The sequence below is a fragment of the Bradyrhizobium sp. AZCC 1577 genome, assembly GCF_036924575.1.
GTDB lineage: Bacteria > Pseudomonadota > Alphaproteobacteria > Rhizobiales > Xanthobacteraceae > Bradyrhizobium.
Genome location: NZ_JAZHRQ010000001.1, coordinates 180,249 through 201,598 on the forward strand (window position 1 = coordinate 180,249; position 21,350 = coordinate 201,598).

General features: G+C 60.6%; 23 protein-coding genes. 11 read left to right on the top strand and 12 right to left on the bottom strand.

Going from position 1 to position 21,350, the window contains the following annotated elements; all coding sequences use genetic code 11:
* Nucleotides 1–209: 209 nt before the first annotated feature.
* Together V1278_RS00830 and V1278_RS00835 are read left to right on the top strand one after the other, a co-directional pair.
* On the top strand, nt 210–1,418 hold the full coding sequence (locus V1278_RS00830; RefSeq protein ID WP_334379367.1) for an MFS transporter: 1,209 nt from the start codon (nt 210–212) through the stop codon (nt 1,416–1,418).
* 106 nt (nt 1,419–1,524) lie between these two features.
* The gene (locus tag V1278_RS00835) at nt 1,525–2,649 is read left to right on the top strand and encodes an alkene reductase (RefSeq protein WP_334379368.1); all 1,125 of its coding nucleotides are present in this window, start codon (nt 1,525–1,527) and stop codon (nt 2,647–2,649) included.
* A 172-nt stretch (nt 2,650–2,821) separates the two neighbouring features.
* On the opposite strand, the gene V1278_RS00840 is transcribed toward V1278_RS00835, so the two are convergent.
* The 3 genes from V1278_RS00840 to V1278_RS00850 are packed head-to-tail and all read right to left on the bottom strand — an operon-like array spanning nt 2,822 to nt 4,993.
* The gene (locus tag V1278_RS00840) at nt 2,822–3,334 is read right to left on the bottom strand and encodes an adenylate/guanylate cyclase domain-containing protein (protein ID WP_334379369.1); all 513 of its coding nucleotides are present in this window, start codon (nt 3,332–3,334) and stop codon (nt 2,822–2,824) included.
* Nucleotides 3,335–3,366: 32 nt separating this feature from the next.
* Entirely contained in the window at nt 3,367–4,086 is a 720-nt protein-coding gene (locus V1278_RS00845) for a hypothetical protein (protein ID WP_334379371.1), read from the bottom strand.
* 1 nt (nt 4,087) lies between these two features.
* Nucleotides 4,088–4,993 carry a LysR family transcriptional regulator gene (locus V1278_RS00850; RefSeq protein WP_334384070.1) on the bottom strand — a complete coding sequence of 302 codons (906 nt, stop codon included), beginning with the start codon at nt 4,991–4,993 and terminating at the stop codon, nt 4,088–4,090.
* Between the two features lie 117 nt (nt 4,994–5,110).
* Here V1278_RS00850 and V1278_RS00855 point away from each other — a divergent pair, with 117 nt between their 5' ends.
* Both V1278_RS00855 and V1278_RS00860 read left to right on the top strand, forming a co-directional pair.
* Nucleotides 5,111–6,049, top strand: a complete 939-nt coding sequence (locus tag V1278_RS00855) for a ring-cleaving dioxygenase (RefSeq protein ID WP_334379372.1) — start codon at nt 5,111–5,113, stop codon at nt 6,047–6,049.
* Nucleotides 6,046–6,681, top strand: coding sequence for an alpha/beta hydrolase (locus tag V1278_RS00860; RefSeq protein ID WP_334379373.1), 636 nt, complete (start codon nt 6,046–6,048; stop codon nt 6,679–6,681). The genes V1278_RS00855 and V1278_RS00860 overlap by 4 nt, the downstream gene beginning before the upstream one ends.
* An 88-nt stretch (nt 6,682–6,769) precedes the next feature.
* Here V1278_RS00860 and V1278_RS00865 read toward each other — a convergent pair whose 3' ends face one another.
* The 7 genes from V1278_RS00865 to V1278_RS00895 all read right to left on the bottom strand — a co-directional run bounded on the left by V1278_RS00865 (nt 6,770) and on the right by V1278_RS00895 (nt 14,025).
* Nucleotides 6,770–7,288, bottom strand: a complete 519-nt coding sequence (locus V1278_RS00865; protein ID WP_334379375.1) for a Dps family protein — start codon at nt 7,286–7,288, stop codon at nt 6,770–6,772.
* Between the two features lie 209 nt (nt 7,289–7,497).
* Nucleotides 7,498–8,943: an alginate export family protein gene (locus V1278_RS00870; protein WP_334379376.1), complete on the bottom strand. Its 1,446-nt coding sequence runs from the start codon at nt 8,941–8,943 to the stop codon at nt 7,498–7,500.
* A complete protein-coding gene (locus V1278_RS00875; protein WP_334379377.1) occupies nt 8,940–10,586 on the bottom strand; it encodes an MFS transporter in 1,647 nt (548 codons plus the stop codon). The genes V1278_RS00870 and V1278_RS00875 overlap by 4 nt, the downstream gene beginning before the upstream one ends.
* Nucleotides 10,583–11,050 (bottom strand): DoxX family protein, encoded by a 468-nt coding sequence (locus V1278_RS00880; protein WP_334379378.1) that lies wholly within the window; start codon nt 11,048–11,050, stop codon nt 10,583–10,585. Before V1278_RS00880 ends, V1278_RS00875 begins: the two co-directional genes overlap by 4 nt.
* 25 nt (nt 11,051–11,075) lie before the next feature.
* Nucleotides 11,076–13,058 carry an amidohydrolase gene (locus tag V1278_RS00885; protein ID WP_334379379.1) on the bottom strand — a complete coding sequence of 661 codons (1,983 nt, stop codon included), beginning with the start codon at nt 13,056–13,058 and terminating at the stop codon, nt 11,076–11,078.
* Nucleotides 13,058–13,339, bottom strand: a complete 282-nt coding sequence (locus V1278_RS00890; protein WP_334379380.1) for a XapX domain-containing protein — start codon at nt 13,337–13,339, stop codon at nt 13,058–13,060. The genes V1278_RS00885 and V1278_RS00890 overlap by 1 nt, the downstream gene beginning before the upstream one ends.
* A 32-nt stretch (nt 13,340–13,371) precedes the next feature.
* Nucleotides 13,372–14,025 (bottom strand): hydrolase, encoded by a 654-nt coding sequence (locus V1278_RS00895; protein ID WP_334384071.1) that lies wholly within the window; start codon nt 14,023–14,025, stop codon nt 13,372–13,374.
* Nucleotides 14,026–14,339: 314 nt separating this feature from the next.
* Here V1278_RS00895 and V1278_RS00900 point away from each other — a divergent pair, with 314 nt between their 5' ends.
* Nucleotides 14,340–15,155, top strand: a complete 816-nt coding sequence (locus V1278_RS00900) for an alpha/beta fold hydrolase (protein WP_334379381.1) — start codon at nt 14,340–14,342, stop codon at nt 15,153–15,155.
* Between the two features lie 13 nt (nt 15,156–15,168).
* Nucleotides 15,169–15,801, top strand: a complete 633-nt coding sequence (locus tag V1278_RS00905) for a hydrolase (protein ID WP_334379382.1) — start codon at nt 15,169–15,171, stop codon at nt 15,799–15,801.
* A 14-nt stretch (nt 15,802–15,815) separates the two neighbouring features.
* Here the strand turns inward: V1278_RS00905 and V1278_RS00910 are convergent, their stop codons facing one another.
* Nucleotides 15,816–16,340, bottom strand: a complete 525-nt coding sequence (locus V1278_RS00910) for an AraC family transcriptional regulator (protein WP_334379383.1) — start codon at nt 16,338–16,340, stop codon at nt 15,816–15,818.
* Nucleotides 16,341–16,517: 177 nt separating this feature from the next.
* Here V1278_RS00910 and V1278_RS00915 point away from each other — a divergent pair, with 177 nt between their 5' ends.
* The gene (locus V1278_RS00915; protein WP_334379384.1) at nt 16,518–16,745 is read left to right on the top strand and encodes a hypothetical protein; all 228 of its coding nucleotides are present in this window, start codon (nt 16,518–16,520) and stop codon (nt 16,743–16,745) included.
* Between the two features lie 402 nt (nt 16,746–17,147).
* On the opposite strand, the gene V1278_RS00920 is transcribed toward V1278_RS00915, so the two are convergent.
* Nucleotides 17,148–18,065 carry a ring-cleaving dioxygenase gene (locus V1278_RS00920; RefSeq protein WP_334379385.1) on the bottom strand — a complete coding sequence of 306 codons (918 nt, stop codon included), beginning with the start codon at nt 18,063–18,065 and terminating at the stop codon, nt 17,148–17,150.
* A gap of 425 nt (nt 18,066–18,490) precedes the next feature.
* Between V1278_RS00920 and V1278_RS00925 the strand changes: the two genes are divergently transcribed.
* The 4 genes from V1278_RS00925 (at nt 18,491) to V1278_RS00940 (ending at nt 21,348) form a co-directional block, all read left to right on the top strand.
* Nucleotides 18,491–19,219 (top strand): alpha/beta fold hydrolase, encoded by a 729-nt coding sequence (locus V1278_RS00925; RefSeq protein WP_334379386.1) that lies wholly within the window; start codon nt 18,491–18,493, stop codon nt 19,217–19,219.
* Nucleotides 19,216–19,371, top strand: coding sequence for an alpha/beta fold hydrolase (locus tag V1278_RS00930; protein ID WP_334379387.1), 156 nt, complete (start codon nt 19,216–19,218; stop codon nt 19,369–19,371). The genes V1278_RS00925 and V1278_RS00930 overlap by 4 nt, the downstream gene beginning before the upstream one ends.
* Before the next feature lie 591 nt (nt 19,372–19,962).
* Entirely contained in the window at nt 19,963–20,901 is a 939-nt protein-coding gene (locus tag V1278_RS00935) for a cyclase family protein (protein WP_334379389.1), read from the top strand.
* Between the two features lie 30 nt (nt 20,902–20,931).
* A complete protein-coding gene (locus V1278_RS00940) occupies nt 20,932–21,348 on the top strand; it encodes an SRPBCC family protein (RefSeq protein WP_334379390.1) in 417 nt (138 codons plus the stop codon).
* Nucleotides 21,349–21,350: the final 2 nt, after the last annotated feature.

Genomic DNA, 21,350 nt, shown 5'->3' on the forward strand with positions numbered 1-21,350 from the left:
GAACGTGCGGTCAAGGCACTTATTGTTGCGATTCGCTAAGAACAATCACTGCAGCCACGTACCGACGCCGCCACCTGCACAATAGGAGCTCTCCATCTTTAACGACCTCTTGTTATTTATCGATTGATAATTAACTGTCGATCCTGCTTGAGGTCAAGTGTCGGACGCGGCGAACCGAAGCTGCGCGCCGACGAACGAGGATTGCAGCCATGTCTTTGTCGACGTTCACGACGGACCAACAGGCCCCCGAACTCACCCGCGCACGCACATTTGCCATGGCGGTTTGTGCGGGTATCGCGGTCGCAAACATCTACTACAATCAGCCTCTGCTAGGCTTGATCGAGGCAAATTATCCGAACTCCTCGGCCATCGGTCTCATACCCACGGCCACACAATTTGGTTACGCGGTCGGTCTCCTCTTGTTGGTGCCCCTGGGCGATCTCGTCGAGATGCGGCGCCTCATCGCCGTCCAATTCATTGTCTTGGCGGCGGCTCTCGCATTCGCTGCCATCGCTCCGTCCACGCTGGCGTTGATCGCAGCGTCGCTCATGCTGGGCGTAGCGGCCACTGTGGCCCAACAGATCGTCCCATTCGCTGCGACGCTTGCCGATAACCGGACGCGGGGCGCCGCGGTTGGAACGGTGGTGAGCGGAATCCTCGGTGGCATTCTCCTCAGCCGCACGATAGCCGGTTTCGTCGGATCGCACTTCGGATGGCGCGAGATGTTTTGGCTTGGCGTCCCTTTGGCGCTCGGTGCAGCCGCACTGGTCCGTTTGATCCTGCCCCGCCACCATGCGACGCAAAGCATCGGATACGCTGCCGCGCTGCGTTCGCTCGTCCGCCTGCTCATCGAGGAGCCGGCGCTTCGACTGGCCGCAGCGACGCAAGCGATGCTGTTTGCCTCATTCATCGCCTTCTGGACGGTTTTGTCTCTCCATCTGCAGGAACCGGCGTTTGGACTCGGTCCCGAGATCGCTGGCCTGTTTGGCGTCATCGGTGCGTCGGGAATACTCGCTGCGCCGCTTGCAGGTCGAGTAACCGACAAGCAGGGTCCTCACCTGGTGATTGCGATTGCTGCCGCGATCTCGCTTTCCTCCTGGGTTGTTTTCGCGGGCTGGGACGCCGTCGCGGGACTGATCGTCGGCGTGGTGTTGCTCGACGTGGGCGTGAACGCAGCGCTCGTTTCAAATCAACACCTGATTTTCGCCCTCCGTCCGGAGGCACGAAGCAGGCTCAACACCGTGTTTATGACGGCAATGTTCATTGGCGGTTCTCTCGGATCCCTCGGTGCGAGCTGGGCATATGCGCATCTGTCATGGCTCGGCGTTTGTGGCTATGGGGCTGCGCTTGCGACAGCGGGCCTGCTTTTGCAGCTACCGACGCTGTTGTCTCGGACCGGCAAGGCATCACATCACTGAGGCCACTCTCTATGGCCTCGCGCTCGGCAATCGCTGGTCACGCGAAAGAGGCACCGACCAGCTCGGTTAGCTGGCGCCAAATACGAACCTAGAAGGAGTGAGATACATGGCGAGTCTCTTTCATTCGACAGCTTTAGGCGATCTTAATCTTACAAACAGGATAGTCATGGCGCCGATGACGCGTTCGCGCGCCGACGAGCGCGGGGTCATTAATCCTTCCGCGTCGGAATACTACGCAGCGCGCGCGAGCGCCGGCTTAATCTTAAGCGAAGGCATTAACGTAGGACCGATGTCCAACGCCTTTGACCGAACGCCTGGCCTATGGACCGACGAACAGACCCAAGGATGGAAAGCGGTCGTCGATCGAGTCCACGACAAGGGGGGTCGCATCGTCGCGCAGCTCTGGCACGGCGGGCGCGCGAGCGCGCGTGGCCTGCTGTCCGACAAGCAACCGCTGTCGCCGTCGGGTGTGAATGACGATCTGGATCGGCTGCAGGTATGGGCGCTCCTCGCCAACGGCGCTTATGTGCGCATCGCCGCTACGCCGTCGCGCGCCATGACTCTTGGGGAGATCCAGGGCGCCGTGAACGAATTCGGACTGGCGGCCGCCAATGCCGTTCGCGCAGGGTTCGACGGCGTGGAGATTCACGGTGCCAACGGCTATTTGGTTCATCAGTTTCTCTCTCCGACGATCAATCAGCGAACCGATGACTATGGTGGGAGCGTCGAAGGACGCACCAGATTGCTTCTGGAAATCGTTTCGGCGATTTCTGATGTCATGCCGCGATCGCGGATAGGACTGAGGCTGTCGCCCTTCGCCGACTACAACAGCACGCGAGACCCGAAGCCGGAAGACACCTACGGTCGGCTCGCACTCTGGCTGCAAACTGCCGGGCTTGCATACCTGCACCTTGCCGACACCAACGCCTGGACCGGAGCGCCTGACTACCAGAGAATGCTTGCGATATTCCGCGAACACTATTGCGGACCTCTCATTGTCAATGCGGGCATCACCCCTGAGCACGCCGCCAAGATCGTCAATTCTGGCGAGGCGGACGCAGTCGCTTTTGGCCGCCTCTTTCTCGCTAATCCGGACCTTCCGGCGCGGATTCGAGCTGGTGGTCCCTACAGCTCGCCGCAGCCGTTCGGAGTATGTGGTGGTTCGGATTTCGGATATCTCGACTATCCGAGCCTCGAGTCGAACGCGACGGAAGTTGCCCGAAGGACTTAGTTCGGCGACGTACCCGACGATCTGAGCGACCTATGAAAATCGACTGTCGTCGGCAAAAAGGACCCGTAGGACGACGAGCAGCCCGAAAGCGAGAATTGAGGCTGCCTGAATTCGTTCAAGCCCTCCCAACCGCTCATTCTGCCGACGAGGGGCAACTCCACCGTTGGAGTCCTCATCCGGCCAGTCCGTACACGGACATCCGGGCGGAAACGCCCCGCAACTGGTGCTCACCGAGATGCTCGACATCATGAGAAAGATGTCGGGCAACGGCTTCCGTCATGAGGAGATCCCGACCTATCTTCTTGGTGAGGGCTTCCACTCGGCAGGCCTCGTTGACGGCCGCGCCGATGACCGTGAAGTCCAGGCGATCCGGAGCGCCGATGTTCCCGAAAAAGACCTCACCTTCGTGAAGGACGATGCCCGCCCGCAGCAAGTGGCGGCCTTCGGCGTCGGACGCAACGCGGATAGTCCGATTGGAAACCTCGAGTCGCGTGATCGCCTCCCTCGCCGCCGAGACGGCCGCGCGCGACGCTTCGGCGACGCCGACCGTCACCGGGAAGACGGCGAGCATGCCGTCGCCGATGAACTTGAGAATTTCGCCGCCGTGAGCGAGGGCGCTGACCATCGCTTCGAAGTAGGCGTTGAGCAGCACCAGCATGTCGGCCGGAGCCAGAACGTCCGACATCTTCGTGAAATTTCTGAGATCCGAGACCCAAATCACGGCGCGGATCGAGTCACCGCGCCGCGCTTGATTGCACCTTCGAGCACCTTGGTGGCGGCGCCGTAACCAAGGTACGCGCCCAACGCGTTCTCGGAGATCTTCAACTCGCTATGCCGTTGCACATGCAAGGCGAATAGTTTGAAGAGGCGGGTCAAGGAATCTATCTCGGCCTCGGCGAAACCGCCGGCCGCTTTCGTCGCGATGGTGACCACGTTACGTGTATCCAGACCGGACAAGGGAATTGCCACGTAGTCGGTCATGCCGGCGGCCGCGAGCTCGAACATGATGGGAAATTCCGCCTGTGCCCACGACTCTTTCGGCGCTCGCCGGATCGTCTCGCCGGTCTCGACGATACGCTGCAGCGGATTGAGTTTGTAGGCATCGGAATCGATCACAGCGTCAGCGACCCGCACCTCGTCGCACAAGCCATCATCGGCGTTCCAGACCCATGCGAATCCGACAAGCTGGGGGTGGAGCGTGCCGATGTGTAGTGTAAGTCGATCGACCGAAGAGCCGGCGGCCTTCATCCGACGGATCAGCTTAACCAGCAGATCGATCATCTGCCGTTCCGCGGAGGCCTCTTCCAGAAGCCATGTTTCGATCTCGGCGAAGGTGTCCATGCTGCCGGAAGAGACCGCGAGGGGGCCGGCCCGACGCACGAACGAGACCGACGAGGGATAGGATCGCGGCGATGGATCGGGAGTGCTGCCGGTCATCTCAATTTCCTCGCTCATCGACTTCGCGCCCGAAGCGCTCGACGAGAAAATCGATAAAGAGCCGGACCTTCACCGACAGATGTCTGGTCGGCGGATAGATCGCGTACAGCGTAAGCGGCGGCGCCGAAAAGTCTTTCAGAATCGCCTTCAATCGTCCCTTCTGCAGTGCCTCTCTGGCGATGAACTCGGGTATCAACGCTACACCCCTTCCCTTGACGGCGACATCGCGCAGCACCTCCGCGTTGTTGACGCAAAGGGACCAGGCGGGCTGGATCCAGTGCTCCCCATCGGCACCGGTCAGCTTCCACTGATTGCCGGTGAGCAGGAAGCCGTAGGTCAGCGAGACGTGATCGCGGAGGTCTTGCGGGTGATGCGGCGTACCGTGCCGCTTGAGGTAGTCCGGCGAAGCGCAGATCACTCTCGGCATCGGCGTGATCTTCCGCGCGATCAAACTCGACGATTCGAGCTCGGCGATCCGGAGCGTCACATCGAATCCATCCTGAACCGGATCGACGAGGTCGTCGCTCAGCACAAGTTGAAGCTGCATCTCCGGATACTTGATCATGAAGTCGGCGAGCGCCGGCCCCAGTCTGATCGTGCCGAAGGACATCGGCGCATTGATGCGCAGAAGGCCGCGCGGCGTCGACTGCAAATGCGTAACCGCCTGATCGGCGGCATCGAGCTCCGAGAGGATCACCAGCGCCCGCTCGAAATAGAGCTGACCGTTCTCGTTCGGACTCGCGTGCCTGGTCGTCCGGTCGAGCAGCTGCACGCCGAGGCTCTCCTCCAGCTCCGCGACGTATTTGCAGATGGCGGACCTGGACAGGCGCAACTGGCGGCCCGCCTCCGAGAAACTGCCGGTTTCCACCACTTTCGCGAAGGCCTTCAGACTGGCCAGCTTGTCCATGCCAGATTGTCGCCAAATCGTAGACAGAGATGCCATAAAAGCATGGATTGTTCTCGATTCAAAGCCATCCGATATCTCCGGCAGAGCCAAGCGGCTCTTTCGAACCCGGAGGGCAAGATGTCAGGCATTCATCACGTCACCGCCATCGCAGGCGACCCGCACAAGAATTTTGGCTTCTACACGCGGGATCTCGGCCTGCGCTTTGTCAAGAAGACGGTCAATTTCGACGATCCGGCCACCTACCATTTCTATTACGGGGACGAGGCCGGCCGGCCGGGCACGATCCTCACCTTCTTCCCGTGGGAAGGAGCTCCGGAGGGCCGTCGCGGAGTCGGCGAAACCCATCAGACGACTTTCCGCGTCCCGCAGCGCTCGCTCGGTTACTGGACGCAGCGCTTCCTGGAGAAGGGCATCAAGTTCGAGGCGCTCGAAAAGCGCTCCGGCGAATCCGTGCTCGCCTTTTCTGATCCGGACGGCATGGCGCTTGCCCTCGTCGGCGTCGCCGGCGCCGAGGACGAACCGGCATGGCGCAACGGCGACGTGCCGGTGGAGCACGCGATCCGCGGCTTCCAGGGCGTCACGCTCCTGCTCAACGACGCGACCAGTACCGCAAAGGTCCTCACCGACGTGCTCGGGTTTCGCGAGGCTGCTCGCGAAGGCTCCGTAATCCGGTTCAAGGCGCCCGGCAACGCGCAGGGAAACGTGGTCGATATCTATGAGGCGAAAGGCTTCCTGCGCGGCAGACAGGGCCGTGGCTCGGTGCACCACATCGCATTCCGGGCAAAGGACGATGCCGAACAGGGAAGCATGGCCGAGAAGCTCGTCAGCAATCATGGACTGCATCCCACCGAACAGAAGGACCGCAACTATTTCCGATCGATCTACTTCCGGGAGCCGGGCGGCGTTCTTTTCGAGATCGCGACGGACATTCCGGGGTTCGCGGTGGACGAACCCGTGGCAACGCTCGGTCAGGATCTGAAGCTGCCAAAGTTCCTCGAAGCCCATCGCAAGGAAATCGAGGGCGTCCTACCCGAACTTCAAGGAGCTGTGTCATGACCGCGAAGTCTCCGTTCATCTATCGCTTTGAACCAGGCACTCGGACGGGAGCGCCGCCCTTGCTGCTCCTTCACGGCACCGGCGGCGACGAGAACGATCTGCTGCAGCTCGGAGCAATGATCTCGCCGGGATCCCCGCTTCTGTCGCCTCGCGGCCGCGTTGTCGAAAACGGTATGCCTCGCTTCTTTTGTCGCCTCGCGGAGGGCGTGTTTGACGAGGAAGACGTTCGCTATCGCGCGCTCGAACTTGGAGAATTCGTCCAAGGCGCTCGCGACCGTTATGGCATCGACGCACCGGTCGCCGTCGGCTATTCCAACGGCGCCAACATTGCCGCAGCGCTCTTGTTGATGAGGCCTCGGGCGCTGGCCGGCGCGGTTCTGCTCCGCGCTATGGTCCCGCTGACGGATCCTCCAGACGCTGATCTTGGCGGAAAGCCGGTCTTGATTTTGTCCGGAAGGCAAGATCCGATCGTTCCCGCCGACAATGCGGACATGCTGTACACCATGCTTTCGAAGGCGGGAGCCAAGGTAAACCATCGGGTTCTCCCGGCGGGACATCAGCTTTCGCAGACGGACATCGCGTTGGCCCGGAAGTGGACGGCTGAGGCGACGCACGACACAGCAGCCATCTGATCGGCGACGCTTGCCGAAGCATTTATTCGGCGATCCGGTGGATCCCTCATCCTTGCGGGTCGCCGAACGCGAGCGTCTTGGGCGTCGGCTACGCTCGTCCTCTCGTGGATTCATAAAGGAACCAGGTTCTTCGTTCGGCCTCATCGATCCAGTTCTCGATGAGGCTCGTCGATGCCACGTCATTGTGCTCTTGGCAGAGCGCGTGAGCCTCACGCAGCGAGGTCGTCATCCGCTTGTTGTCTTCGAGAAGCTCGGCGAGCATATCCTCCGGAGTCACGTACGGCGCGTCATTGTCAAGGACTCGTTGAAGTCGATGGATATGACCGATCGATCGCAGGGTCGTGCCGCCGAGCTTGCGAACGCGCTCGGCGATAACGTCGGTGGTCGCGAAGATCTGATCTCCCTGCTCGTCGAGCAACAAATGATAATCGCGAAAGTGCGACCCAGACATGTGCCAATGGAAGTTCTTGGTCTTGAGATAGAGCGCGAACATATCGGCCAGCAGCCCGGTGAGCGCAGCGGAGATGTCGGTCGTAGCGTTGTCGCCGAGGTCCGACGGAGTTCGGAGCGGTACCAGTCGAGTGGCTTCGGGAGAACGATCGTGCATCGCAGGGCTCCTTTGTCTGTTGTTGGTCGAAAATGCTCAGGCTCGCATTCGCTATTGGACTTCATTTCGTCTCAGGCGCTGCCAGAAAGACCGCTGGCAACGCGATCAGAGGGGGACAAGACGAAGCACAGTGTCCGAAACTTCACGTTGCGTGAGTTCGCGCAGCCTGAACTTGATCGAATGCCAACGCTTGGACGTTTTCGTCGCGGCTAGAATCGAAACTGAATCTCCGTTCCAAAAAAATGGACAAGCTTGGCTGGTCCCGTTTCCTGAATAAAACGGCCCGGCTCAAACAAACTATAAGAAACCGCCATGGAAGTGTTGCGAGTCGCCTGCCAGCTCAGAACCGTCTCGAATTGCGTGCCGATATACCGAGCCTCGCTCGTCCCCGCGGAGCGCAAGAGATTTCCGGGCGTGCCATAGATGCCGTCGCCCAGCGATTCCCGCCAATAGAACACGGCAGAGGCGTGAAGCTCCCAGCCCGAGCCGAGACTGACGCCGACGGTGGGATGAAGGTTGATGAGATTGTACGGCCCGATGAGACCGATCTCGCCAAAGTATTTTCCTTTCGGAAAAAGGGCGTTGAACGTGCCCAGTGTGTGATCATTCCGGTTTGCGTCGCCGCTGATCACATTCGCTTTTAATTCGACGTAAGGCGTCAACACCGTGTCCTTGAAGGTGTAACGCGTCGACGTCGCGACCGACCACGCCAGAATGCGATCGGTTCCAAAAGTGCCTAACTGCAGGAAGAGTTCATCGTCCCAACTCCAGGGGCCGTGCTGGCCGAAGAAGCGGCTGCCAAGCGTGTGGCGCGTTTCCGCTCCCGTGCCCTGATCGAAACGCGCGGAATCCCGGTGATATCCGATGTAATAGGCGTCAAACCCTGTATGCTTTCCGAGTTCCGGGAGGAGCCGCGTCGCGTAGAGAGACCAGATCTCCCGGCCATCGTCGGGGCGATCATCGAAATTCCCCGGATTAATCAAGGCTGGCTTGAAATAGAAGCCATCGACACGCCAGTTTCCGGCTTCAGCGCGCACGATGCCGCCGTCAAACGGTTGCGGTACGTTCGGTCCAAAGCGCAATCCGATCAGGCGTTCGGACCCGTAAGCCACGAGTTGCCGTCCCGCCTGGACCGTGAACGTCGCCGAGTCCGCAGGCACGCGCAATTGAGCAAAGCCTTGCATCAGATCGACACCCGTCGCGTCGATCGGGCCCCTTGTGAGCGGATCGCGATTGGACCATGCGCCGATCAATTGACCGAATGCTCGAAAATTCGGTCCTAGGTGCAGGTCGGCATAGGGCATGATTCGCGTCCAGCCATACGTCTCGTTCGGTTTAGGCCCGCTGCCCCAGAGATTGTTGGTGTAGCTCTCGAAGCGTTGCCGCAGGTCGCCGCCGAAGGTGACAAAGTTCGTCCCGGTTGCGTCAAGCGGAACGTACTTGAAGGCTTCCCACGGCGCGCCGGTGCGCGCCGCCGGGTTCGCCAGATATTGATAGTTCTCGTCGTAGCGGGTGTTGGTGAACGCGGGCGCGGCAGGCGTGTCTTGGGCGAGCACCGGCTGGCCCACGGCAGCGCAGGACACGACCGGGAGCGCCAAGGCCGCGCCGCGCAGCAGCAGCCTAGCGTCGCGGCGCGCGCGGCGAACATAAATCATGATGTGCGATCGGCACCGCCGGGCGACGGCTTGCCGGTTTGCAAGGTCAGGAAGTGCCGAACTGCGGGAGCATTCGGACCGATGTGAAAGCTGGCTGTTTCCCGTTGCAGGTCCGCATCCGCCTTCGAGACCCGCTTGTGCTGGCGAAGGTGCTCGGCCCATGACTCGACCATGAACCACTCCACGATCCGCTCCGGATCGGCGGCGTCTTCTGTCACGCCCCAGCTATAGGCTCCGTCGCGGCGCCGCTCCTGCGACAGACGATCGAGAGACTGAAGAAACGCCGACTGTCTATCCTTGGCGATGCGATATTCAATCAAGATCAGAACCGGCCCGCGATCATGCTCGACGGGATCGGCAGTGAGCGGCTCCGGCCAGTGATTTGACGGCACGAGATCGGCCTCGCCGGCCGGAAGCTTGATGCGGTGGAAAACAAAGCCCGCAACGAGAAGGGCCGCCGCTGCAAAAAGAAGCGCGGCACGAACGCCGAATTGCTGCGCCACCAGCCCCCAGCCAAGGCTGCCGGCACTCATCGCACCGTTGAATACCATGAGATAGACGGCAAGCGCACGGCCGCGCACCCAGTTCGGAAGAATCGCCTGAGCGACACCGTTCAGCGATGTCAGCGCGACAATCCAGGCCGCGCCGAGCACAAGCATGATCACGATGGCGGCCCATTGCGGGATCGCCAGAGCAAGACCGGCAAGCACGATCGTCGTGACGATCGCGGCACCGAGAAGCAGACCGTCGGCATTGAACCGCTGACGCAGCTCCGGCAGCACGAGCGCGCCGCCGATGGCGCCGGCCCCGACTGCACCCAGCATGATGCCATAGAAGCCGGCATCGCCGCCGAGCAGATTGCGCGCGACCAGCGGCAACAGCGCCCAGACCGCGCTGGCGCAGGCGAAAAAGACGAAGGCGCGCAGCAGCACAACGTGGAGCTCACGGCTCGCGCGCGCGTAGCGTAATCCGGCCCGGAACGCCCCGAAGAAACGTTCCGACAGGACGTCATCGGCCTGCGGCGCGCGCTTCCACCACAATAATGCGGCGATCACGAAGAGATAGCTCAGAACGTCGGCGCCGTAAGTGACCGCTGCGCCCAAGGCCGCGAGCAGAATGCCGCCCAGCGCCGGTCCGATTGCGCGCGCGACGTTGATGCCAAGCGAATTGAGCGCAACCGCGCTTCTGAGATCCTGCCTTGGCACAAGCTCCGGTACGATCGACTGCCATGTCGGACCCATGAGCGCCGCGCCGACGCCGCCGATGAAGGTCAGGCCGATCAGCGAACTCACCGTAAGGAGACCGGCATAGGACAACAGCATCAGCGACGCGCTGACCGATGCAAGCAGCACCTGGATCACTATCAGAAACTTGCGCCGGTCGAGAATATCCGAGAGCACGCCGGCCGGGATCGCCAGAAGAAAGATCGGCAGGGTACCGGCGGCCTGGATCATGGCCACAGCCGCCGGCGAAGCGGACAGATCTGTCACAAGCCACGCGCTCGCGACGTCGCGCATAAAACTGCCGGTGTTGCCGAGAATGGTAGCCGCCCACAGCACCGCAAAGACCGGCTGTCGCAGCGGTGTGAAGCCGCTGGACGGTAACTTCGACCGTGGTACGTCAGCTTCTGTGTTGTGCGTCACGCTTGTCCCGCCTCATGCAATGCTTGCGAGTTCTGCCGGTCATTGAGATCATGCCATGCCACCAGCAGGAAACCACCGACAAGTCCGAGATGTTCGAAGAATGAGTTCGCGGCCAGGAAACGCTCGGGCATCGCAATTTCCCAGAACCGGAGTGCGACGAAAGTCGCAAACGAGGTGAAGCCCGCGAGCGCAAGTGCACCGAGCCAACGATAGAATCCGGTTAGTATCAGCACCGATGCCACAAGCTCCACCGCGATGGTCGCAACCGCCAGCGGCGCGGCCGGCGCCAATCCGAAATGAATCATTTCGGCGATCGCACTCGGAAAGTCGAACATCTTGTTCAGCCCGCCCTGCAGATAGGCTGCGCAAAGGCCCAGCAACGCGATCCAACGGACAACCGGCGCGGTCAGGATAGGACGCGCGATGGCCGCCAGCCTTGTGTTGATAGCGTTGCGCGGTTTCATCCCGCTTCTCCTATCCTTGCCGATATCAGACCGCCCAGCAGGCGCAACCGAGTGCGCCCCAGAACGATTTGAGATCCGAGATCGGCAACTTGCTCGACCACGCCGTCGCGTGGTCGTGGCCGTGAACGCCGCAATTGTTCGCACATCCGCAGAGATTGACGGACATACGTTGCAGCGAGTTCTTTCCGGCACCCTCCGGTTCGCCCCAAGCAGCATAGCCCTTGAAGGTTCGCACCGGCGACCAGTCTGGCATCGCGGGTGGCGGCTCGCTTTCGTCGAGCGCCGAGAATTCGCCACCACCATAGACAACCTTGCCGCCCACCACCGTCAGATCCGAGGTAAGATGCGAAATCTCGTCCTCAGAGCAGGTGAAGAAATCCTTCGACGGCACGATGAGATCGGCGAGTTGGCCCACGGCGATGCGGCCTTTCTTGCCCTCCTCGTTGGAGAACCACGTCACGTTCTCGGTCCACATCCGCAGCGCGGTCTCGCGGTCCAGGCAGTTGCGCTGCGGATAGATCCTCAGGCCGCCAACGGTCTTGCCGGTGACAAGCCACGACAGCGACACCCACGGATTGTACGATGCAACGCGGGTGGCGTCTGTGCCTGCCGACACCTTCACGCCTTTCGCGAGCATCTTCGCCACCGGGGGCGTCGCCTCGGCGGCACCGAAGCCGTAACGCTCGACAAAATACTCACCCTGGTAGGCCATGCGGTGCTGAATGGCGATGCCGCCGCCGAGCGCCGCGATCCGGTCGATGGACTGATCGGAAATCGTTTCGGCATGGTCGAAGAACCAGTTCAGGCCTTGCAGCGAAACATCCTGATTGACCTTCTCGAACACGTCGAGGGACCGGGAGATCGTCTCGTCGTAGGTGGAATGAAGCCGCCATGGCCAACGGTTCTGGGCTAGGATGCGCACGACGCCTTCGAGTTCGCCCTCCATTTCCGGCGGCATATCGGGACGCGGCTGGCGGAAATCCTCGAAGTCAGCAGCCGAGAACACCAGCATTTCGCCAGCCCCGTTGTGACGGAAGTAGTCGTTGCCCTGCTTGTACTTCGACGTCTGCGTCCAGTTCAGGAAATCTTCTTTCTCCTGCTTGGGCTTCTGGGTGAAGAGGTTATACGCAAGGCGGATTGTGAGCTGGCCCTCGTCAGACAGCTTCTGGATCACAGCGTAATCATCGGGATAATTCTGGAATCCGCCGCCGGCATCGATGGCGCCGGTGACCCCGAGCCGGTTCAACTCGCGCATGAAATGGCGCGTGGAATTGACCTGATATTCGAACGGAAGCTTCGGTCCCTTGGAAAGGGTTGAATAGAGGATACCCGCATTCGGCTTGGCCAGCAGCAGGCCGCTGGGGTTACCGTTTGCATCGCGGATAATCTCGCCGCCCGGCGGATTCGGCGTGTCCTTGGTGTAGCCGACGGCGCGCAATGCTGCACCGTTGAGAATCGCGCGATCGTAAAGGTGCAGCAGGAACACGGGCGTGTCCGGCGCGACGGCATTCAGTTCGTCGATAGTCGGCAATCGCTTCTCGGCGAACTGATGCTCGGTGAAGCCGCCGACCACGCGGACCCACTGCGGCGGCGGCGTGATCGCCACCTGCCGCTTCAGCATGTTCATGGCGTCCGCAAGCGAACGCACGCCGTCCCAGCGCAGCTCCATGTTGAAGTTGAGGCCGCCACGGATGATGTGAAGATGATTGTCGATCAGTCCCGGCAGAGCGCGGCGACCCTTGAGGTCGATCACGCGGGTGTTGGGACCGGCGTGCGGCATCACGTCCTCTTCACCGCCGACGGCAAGGAAAACGCCATCCTTGACTGCTACGGCACTTGCCGCAGGCTTGGAGCGGTCGAGAGTGGTGAAGAGGCCATGGTGAAGGATCAGATCGGCACTCACGCGGTTGGCTCCTTTTGAAGACGTGTCGTCTGCGGCAAAAGCTGATGAAAGGCCGGGCAGCACCAGCCCAGAGGCCGCCCCGATGAATGTGCGTCGCGTTGGCATCACGCTGTGTCCTTCGCATCCGGAGAAACGAGCGGCGCCGATGGGCGCGCACCTTTCGGCAGATCACCGAACATGTGCGGCTTGACCTGATGCCGCCACGCGTGCGCGGCAGGCTCCTTGTTCAGCAGGCTCCGCACCAGCGGCGGCAGCTGCTCGCCGACGAGGATGCCCAGAAGGCCAATCAGCGCAACCACCGGCGGTGCCGGCGAACGGACGTTGATCAGGCTGTAGATGACGCCGACCAAAAGGCCGGCGCCAAGCGACAGAAGGTAGATCTTCATCTTTGATCCCCTGGTTGCGAGCACGACGAGCGCTATTCGGCCGCCTTCGCGCCGCCTTCCGAGGCGTGTTCGCCGAGCGCCCACTTCGAGAAGCGGATCTGGATTCCGTAAGGCGAATGCGCGCGTTGAATGTCCATCATTCCTTCGTAGGTCTCGCTGCGCGCCCAGTCCTGCTGAAGCTCGTAGGCGTACTGCGAAGAGGTTATGGGAACCGCGCCTGCCTGGATGGCGCGCTCCATTGCGCGGTTATGGGCCTCGAGCGAAAGGTCGCCGCAGGCGTCGGCCGCGATGTAGATCTCGTAGCCTTCCTTGAGCATGTCCAAGGTCGGAAAGATCACGCACGCCTCGGTCCAAAGACCGGCCAGCACGAATTTCTTGCGACCAGTGGCAGCCACCGCCTTTCGGAAGTTCGCATCGAGCCAGGAATTCATGGACGTGCGGTCGATGACGTCATGTTTCTGAAACAACGAGGTGACTTCCGGAATGAACGGCCCGGAAAACGAATCACGCGCTACCGTAGTCAGCACGGTCGGGATTTTGAAAAGCTTGGCGGCCTTTGCGAGGATCTGGACGTTGTTAATCGTGACCAAGCGGTCATGCGATTGAACACCTTGGAACATGGCCGGCTGATAGTCGATCAGTGCGATGGCGCTGTTGTCGGGGGTGAGCATATCGAGTTTCGACATCGAGAAGTTCTCCTGCGATCGGCATAGGCGATCGAGCGAAAGGGAATGGTGCAAGCGGCTGCATCGTGAACCCTGAACGCCGGCCAACGCTTGGACGATTTCGTCGTGGGTTGGACTCCGGCCCGACGATTCATCCAAGTGCGACGAATTGTCGAGCGCCCGTCGGCGGCCTTTCAGAGATCGCCAGCATGTCCAAAGGACGCGCAGATAGTCCAAGCCAACCCGCGCTCCATCCGCGACCTTGCGTGCAGGAGGGCCGAACCATCTCGCAGGATGACGTCCCGGTCTTCATAATCTCGTCACAGGAGCGAACGATGGCCTTGCTTAAATTGCGGGACGGTACCGAGCTTTATTACAAGGACTGGGGAAGCGGAAAGCCGATCCTGTTCAGCCATGGCTGGCCGCTCAGCGCGGACATGTGGGACGCGCAGATGCTTTTCTTCGCCGAGCGCGGTTTCCGAACGGTGGCATTCGACCGCAGGGGGTTTGGCCGGTCGAGCCAGCCCTGGGCGGGCTACGACTACAACACGTTCGCCGACGACATCGCCGATCTTGTCAAGCACCTCGACCTGACGGATGTGACGCTCGTCGGATTCTCCATGGGAGGCGGAGACATCGCTCGCTACGTGGCGCGACACGGTTCTGCGCGCGTATCGAAGTTCGTGCTGCTTAGCTGCGTCACGCCGCTGTTCGTCAAGACCGCGGACCACGATGGTGTCGACAAGTCGGTGTTCGACGGCATCAAGGCCGGGTTGGTTAAGGACCGTCCGCAGTTCCTCGACGACTTTAGCCCCCTCTTCTACGGAACGAACCACGGCATGAAGGTGTCTCAGGGCGTGTTCAAGCAGACGCTTCAGATCGCGCTTCAGGCGTCGATCAAGGCGACGCTCGATTGCGTGACCGCGTTTTCGGAAACCGACTTCCGGCCCGACATGGCTAAGATCGACGTGCCAACGCTGGTGATCCATGGCGAGGACGACCAGGTCGTACCATTCCCCTATACGGGTAAGCTGGCTGCCGAGATGATCAAAGGCGCCAAGTTGAAGACCTACCCGGGCGCTCCGCACGCGACGGCGACAACGCATGCCGATCAGGTCAACGCTGACCTCCTCGCGTTCCTGAAGGCCTAGCCGGAGAAAGTCGATGGCCCCGAATCCTCTTCGTCTGCTCGAGCCCAAGGAGTGCGCTCTGCTTTTGGTCGACCAACAGGCCGGCCTGGCATTCGGCGTGGGTTCGATCGATCGGCAGGTTCTCATGAACAACGTCGTCGCGCTCGCCAAAACCGCGACGGTGTTCGGTCTCCCTGTGGTCGCCTCCACCTCGGCGACGAAAGTGTACAGTGGGCCGCTGATGCCGGCGGTCAAGTCGGCGCTGCCCGGAATCGAGCCGATCGACCGGCGCAGCATGAACGTGTGGGAGGACGACAAGGCACGCGAAGTCATCCTCGCCACCGGTCGAAACCGCTTGATCGTTTCGGGCCTGCTTACCGAGGCGTGCGTGACGTTCGCGGTGCTTTCGGCACTGTCGGCGGGCTTGGAAGTCTACGTCGTCGGCGATGCCTGCGGAGGGCTGACGACCGCAAGCCACGAACTGGCTCTCGGCCGGATGCAGGCCGCCGGCGCCCGACTGACCTCGTGGATCCAGGTCCTGCTCGAGATGCAGCGCGATTGGACGAGGCACGAAACGTACGATAGCGCACGCGCCATCGTCGAATCCCATGCTGGAGGATACGGGATCGGCCTGGCCTACGCCCGCGACATGATCCGACCCGCCTGAGACGTTGGTTCGAGTCAGCCTCGTGAGCGGGCCCTTCGCCAGGCTCCGGGGCTGGCTCCGACGCTGCGGGAGAACACCCTGGTGAAGTAGCTCTGGTCGCCGAAGCCGCAGATGAGCGCGATGTCGGCGAGCGGAAGCTTCGTGCTCAGCATCAGGCGCTTGGCCTCGTCGATGCGAAGTTGGGATAGAAATTCGTGCGGGGCGACGCCCGTGCTGCGCCGGAACGACCTCGCGAAGTGGCTCGGCGTCAACTTGCATTCCGCGGCGACGTCAGCGATCGTCAGGTTGCTGGCAAGCCGCGTCCGCATGATCTCCTTGGCGCGTCGCTCCTGCCAAGGGGCGAGGCCTCCGCCTGAGGACCCGTCGCGCGGGCGCATGCCGCCGTAGGTCTGCGCGAAATGGGCGAGCAGGCTCAACCCGATCTGGTCGATGAAGAGCTGGTTTGTCGTCGGATCCTGCTCCACCGCGCTGAGCAGAACATTTGACAGCGTCGACAGGAAGGGATCGCGCTGATCCCTGCTCCATTTTAGTGTTGACACCGGCTTGGCGCCGTGCGCGCGAGCGAACTCGTCGAGAGCATCCCTCGGTACATAGTATTGGACGGCGTCGAACGGCCCCTTGAATTCGCATTGTGGGTTATCGCGAAGGTCGATTACGCTAACCGTCCCCGCACTGAAAGCTCCTGAATACTTCGGTTGTCCGGCGAGCCAGCAGGAATGCCTTTCGAGATCGCCGAGCTGGTGAAGGATGCTGAAGGCGGGCTCCGAAGGAATCGCGGCGGTCCGCTCTCGAATGAAGTGGGAACAAGTCACACGTGTTACCGCGAGCGCCAACTGTCCTTCGCGATTGATCCGCAGCAGACAATCGCCCTCCATCCCGAGATGCTGACTGAAACGGCGACCATAAAAGCCTTCAGTCGCAGTATCAGAGCGTTCCTTCATTGAAGCGTCCAAGCTATCCGTCATTCGATAAGGTCTCGATATCGGCCCGAAGCACCAATAGCGTTTATCGAATTCCCCACGGAAAGATAATCGGCATCTTCGTCTTCGTTCAAGTTGCCGACCTCGACAGCTACCTGCGACGGCGTGCTAATCGGAAACGCGATCGGAAAAAAACGATGACTAACAATACGTGATGGATAACGAACTTGATAATCGGCTTGCCTTTCACATCATCTGTGAACTAGTTTCACAGGTAGGTTGAGTGTATATCGGCGAAATCCGGTTCTTCTCTCTGTCCTGGAAGTTGGAAGCATTACCGAGGGGAGTCTGCGGCCCTTGACAGTCTCTACCGCCAGCAAGCCGTTGCAGCGGGTCAAGACATGGAAGAAATCTTTCAGAGCGCCTTCATTTCATCGGCGGAAGTATGCTTTCCAACTCGGAGCGCCGTCCTTCCAGAAACGGCGGAAGCTTTAAGTTGGCCCCAAGGCTTTCTGGAGCCTCGTCGACCGCGAAGCCAGGCCCGTCGGTTGCAATTTCGAAAAGAACGCCACATGGCGCCCGAAAGCCTACCGCGTTCAGATACGTACGTTCGATAGGATCGGTAACAGCGATTCCATAATCCTTCCGAAGCTTTTCAACCATCTCCGAACGATCATCGATATCAGCGGCGCGGAAGGCCACGTGCCGTATCGTTCCGCCACCCAACCGCCCTCGGGACGAGGGACCGATCTCGCGCAAGGAAAGCAATCCACCCGGCCCGTCATGGGCGACGAAGCGCATCAGCCCTCGTTCGTTAGAAACGCATTCGAATCCCAGAACGTCTTGAACGATACCGACGGTGGCGTCTGCCTCCCGCACGTTAAGGGTCACTTCATGCAGCCCACATACCGACCAATGGGAGTTCGAGGCCGCTCCAACGATTTGGTCGACTTTTGGATCCACTAGGGCGAGAGAGGTGCCTTCAGGATCGGCAAAACAAAGCATAGGTTCCCCGGACGGAGATCGATCATGCCGGAAGACAATTTTGGCTTCATTTAGGCGCTCTGCCCACCCATCCAGTGATCCTGCAGCAACGCGGAAGGCCGTCTGTACGACTTCGCCTACCCCTACCATTCCGGGTGGTACGCTTTGCCACGCGAGAGCGCTGATGATGGTGCCCGGACTACCGACCATATCGCCGAAGTAGATGTGGTAACTTCCCGGATCGTCGTAGCAAACGGTCTTTTTGACACGTCTCAGCCCCAGAATGTCGGAATAGAAGGACGCGACACGAGGAGCCTCGCCGATGATCGTCGTGAGATGATGGATTCCTCGCGAGGTCACTTCCTAAATCCGTGTGATCAATGAGGCGGCGACCCGCGGCCAACGGCTCCGGAACAAGCGGACTGAGCGCTCGCAGCGGAGAACCTCGCGATGGCAATGCAACCAAGTCGGCGGCCGACAAAAGCCCCAGTCAAGACATTTCCCCTTCATATTTCTCGGCCGGAATTCGACGGCCGATAGCGCTATAAACGGCCTAAACCATCCATCCGTCTTGGACTTTAGCGCGACAATCTCATGACTAAGGAAGAAATCGCTCAGCGCCGTTCGCAACGAGGCAAGCGAAACCGTCCAACCGGCCGCGAAAATCTGCAATCTTTGCCCATTCAGTCCATGGACAATCCCGATGATCAGAGTAACGGGACGCCGCGACGGTACTGAGCGCGTCGCTCCACCGTGCGACTACTTACCCCTAGGGATGCATGCCGATGGATGGAACGCGACATGGGACGATCCGGGCCAACGGCATCCGGCAGTCCTATCGAGAGGCCGGCTCAGGACCTCCGGTCATCCTGCTGCACGGGTTTCCCGAAACGAGCTACGCGTGGCGTTTCCAGATTCCGGTTCTGGCAAAGAATTACCGCGTCGTCGCTCCGGATCTGCGCGGCTACAGCGAAACCGACAAGCCCTCGAGCGGCTACGACAAGCGGATGATGGCCAACGATATCGTCGAGTTGTCCAAGGCGCTCGGTGTAAAGCGCTTCGCGCTGGTCGGGCACGATCGAGGCGCACGAGTGGCGACTGGGCTTACTAAGGATCATCCTGATCTCGTGGATAGGCTCGTCGTCATCGACAATGTACCGACCCGGATCGTGGCACGCGACATGAACACGAAGATTGCGCGTGAGTACTGGTTCTTCCTCTTCCACCAGATTCCCGATCTGCCGGAAGCCCTGCTCGCAGGACGCGAGGGCGTCTGGCTGCGCCATTTCTTCACCGATTGGTGCCACGATCCAAAAGGCATCTCCGACGAAGCCATCGAGACGTACGTGAGGGCGTCTGCCGCCGAGGGCGGCGTGAGAGGTGCGTTGTCGGACTATCGGGCGCCGCCGAGGACATTGCGCAGGACACCGCCGACGCCGCCAAAAAGATCGCGTGTCCGGTACTCTCAATTTGGGGCGAAGATTTCGGAGCGATCGGCAAACTATTCGACATGAAATCGGTCTGGAGCGAAATGGCCGAAAACCTGCGTGTCGCGCCGATCCCGCGATGCGGTCACCTTCCGCACGAGGAACAGCATCAGACCGTCACCACTCTGCTGCTCGAATTTCTCAATGGTTGGACGGAAGCGGCGTCATCCGGCGATTAACGATCCAACGCACGAAGTGGCGACCGGAGTGGTCGTAGCGGAATTGAACGTGCTCAAGCATTGGCTGGCACAGTCGAACCATTGAACTTTCTGCGTCACACATCGTGCTGAGAGCCGGCGCGGCGCGATTCATTCCTTTTCTTCTCAAATCCTTTGATCCGGTAGGTCATTCCAAAAGTCGGTTCGGCCGCGATATCCTAAAGCGTGACGGCGACAAAATCGCTTCAAGCTCACCGACGAGGGATCCGACCATGGCCAAAGCGGGCACGGAAAAAATTGGTCCAGGCTGCGCCTCATGCGGCTTTCAATCTCGACGCGATCGTCAAGAGCTTCCCCGAGCGTCGGGCACGTTGCTCGTCGATACGCGATTAACCCAGGCGCGCGCGTCTTTCGCGTCTATGACCCCGACCCCCGCTCACTATCACAATACTTGCGTCGCCTGGAACGACCGCAAGAACCGGCTGGCGCAGCCCGTCCACAAAGGCGGATCGGCGGCACCGAAGCGCGTGTCTCTGCGGAATCCGATCCGTGCCGCTTTGCCTGTCAGCACTAGCCACATCGCTTTAAAGGTTGAGTAAAAAGGAGAATAACATGAACGTACGGAGGTATGGCAGCGTCGCCGCCGCCCTGGCGCTCACATTCATCACACCTGCTTTTGCTGCGGATTGGTTTCCGTCCAAATACGGCCTCAAGGATGAGATGGGCGCCGCCAATATCCTGACCCCTGATGTGGTCCTGAACGCAACGAAGCTCGTCAAGACCGGCAAAGCCTATCCGCTCGCTGTACCGATCGATAAGAATCTGCCGGCCTTTCGTCATCGCAGCTTCCGTCTCACCAATACGCAGCCCGGCGAAGCCGGCGGCGCCACCTACGGCCCCAACAAGTTCAGCTTCAACGACGAGTTGGTAGTCGGCTGGACAGGCGTTGGCACCCAGCTCAACGGCATCGGCCATATCGGCATCGACAATGTCTATTACAACGGCAACCGAGCACAGGACTTCGTGACGGTCGAAGGTGTGAGGAAGCTTGGCATCGAGAAGGTCCCGCCGATGGTCACGCGCGGCGTTGTGGTCGACATGGTGGCCCACTACGGCCAGCCGATCGTGCCGGCCGACACTGAATTCACCGTCGCCGACATCAAGGCAGTGCTGAAGAAGGAGGGCATCACGCTCCGCAAGGGCGACGTCGTGCTGTTCAACACCGGCTGGCTGGAACTGATTGGAAAGGACAATCAGAAGTTCCTTGCCGTTGAGCCCGGCATCGGCATGGAGGCCGCCCGCTGGCTCGCCGAACAGGGTATCGTCGCCTTCGGCGGCGACACCTGGGCATCGGAAATTTATCCGGCGAAGGACGGACAGGAGTTCCCGGTTAACCAGTTCATGCTCGCCAAGAACGGTATCTACAATCTCGAACTGATCGACAGCCGCGCGCTCGTCCGCGACAAGGCTTGGGAATTCCTGTTTGTGCTCGGCCAGCCGCTGTATGTCGGCTCAACCCAAGTCAACATCAATCCGGTCGCGATCCGCTGAGCGGATTCCGGTTCTCGACAGGAGACAACAATGGCCAACGCATCCATCAGCACCGGAATTGCTGCACCAACCGAGCCGGTCTGGTCAATTGTCGGAGGGTTCGACAACCTGCCGCTGTGGCTGAAGGTCGTCGCAAGCAGCACCCTTGAGGATGGCGGCCGCGTCCGGCGGCTTGTTACGGGTGACGCTTCGGTCATCGTCGAGCGGTTGCTGAGCTTCGAAGAGGCCGCCAAACGCTTTACCTATACCCACGTGACGGCGCCTGATCAGGTCACCGACTATGTGGCGACGATGATCGTCAATGACGTCGCCGTGGGAAAATCACGCGTCACTTGGTCAAGCAGCTTCACGGGGGCAGGCTGGAGTGCCGCAGAAGCGGTTGCGCATTTTGAGGCGATCTACAGCCGGGGCCTGGCCGATCTTAAAAGCCTTCTCGAGCGGGACTGACC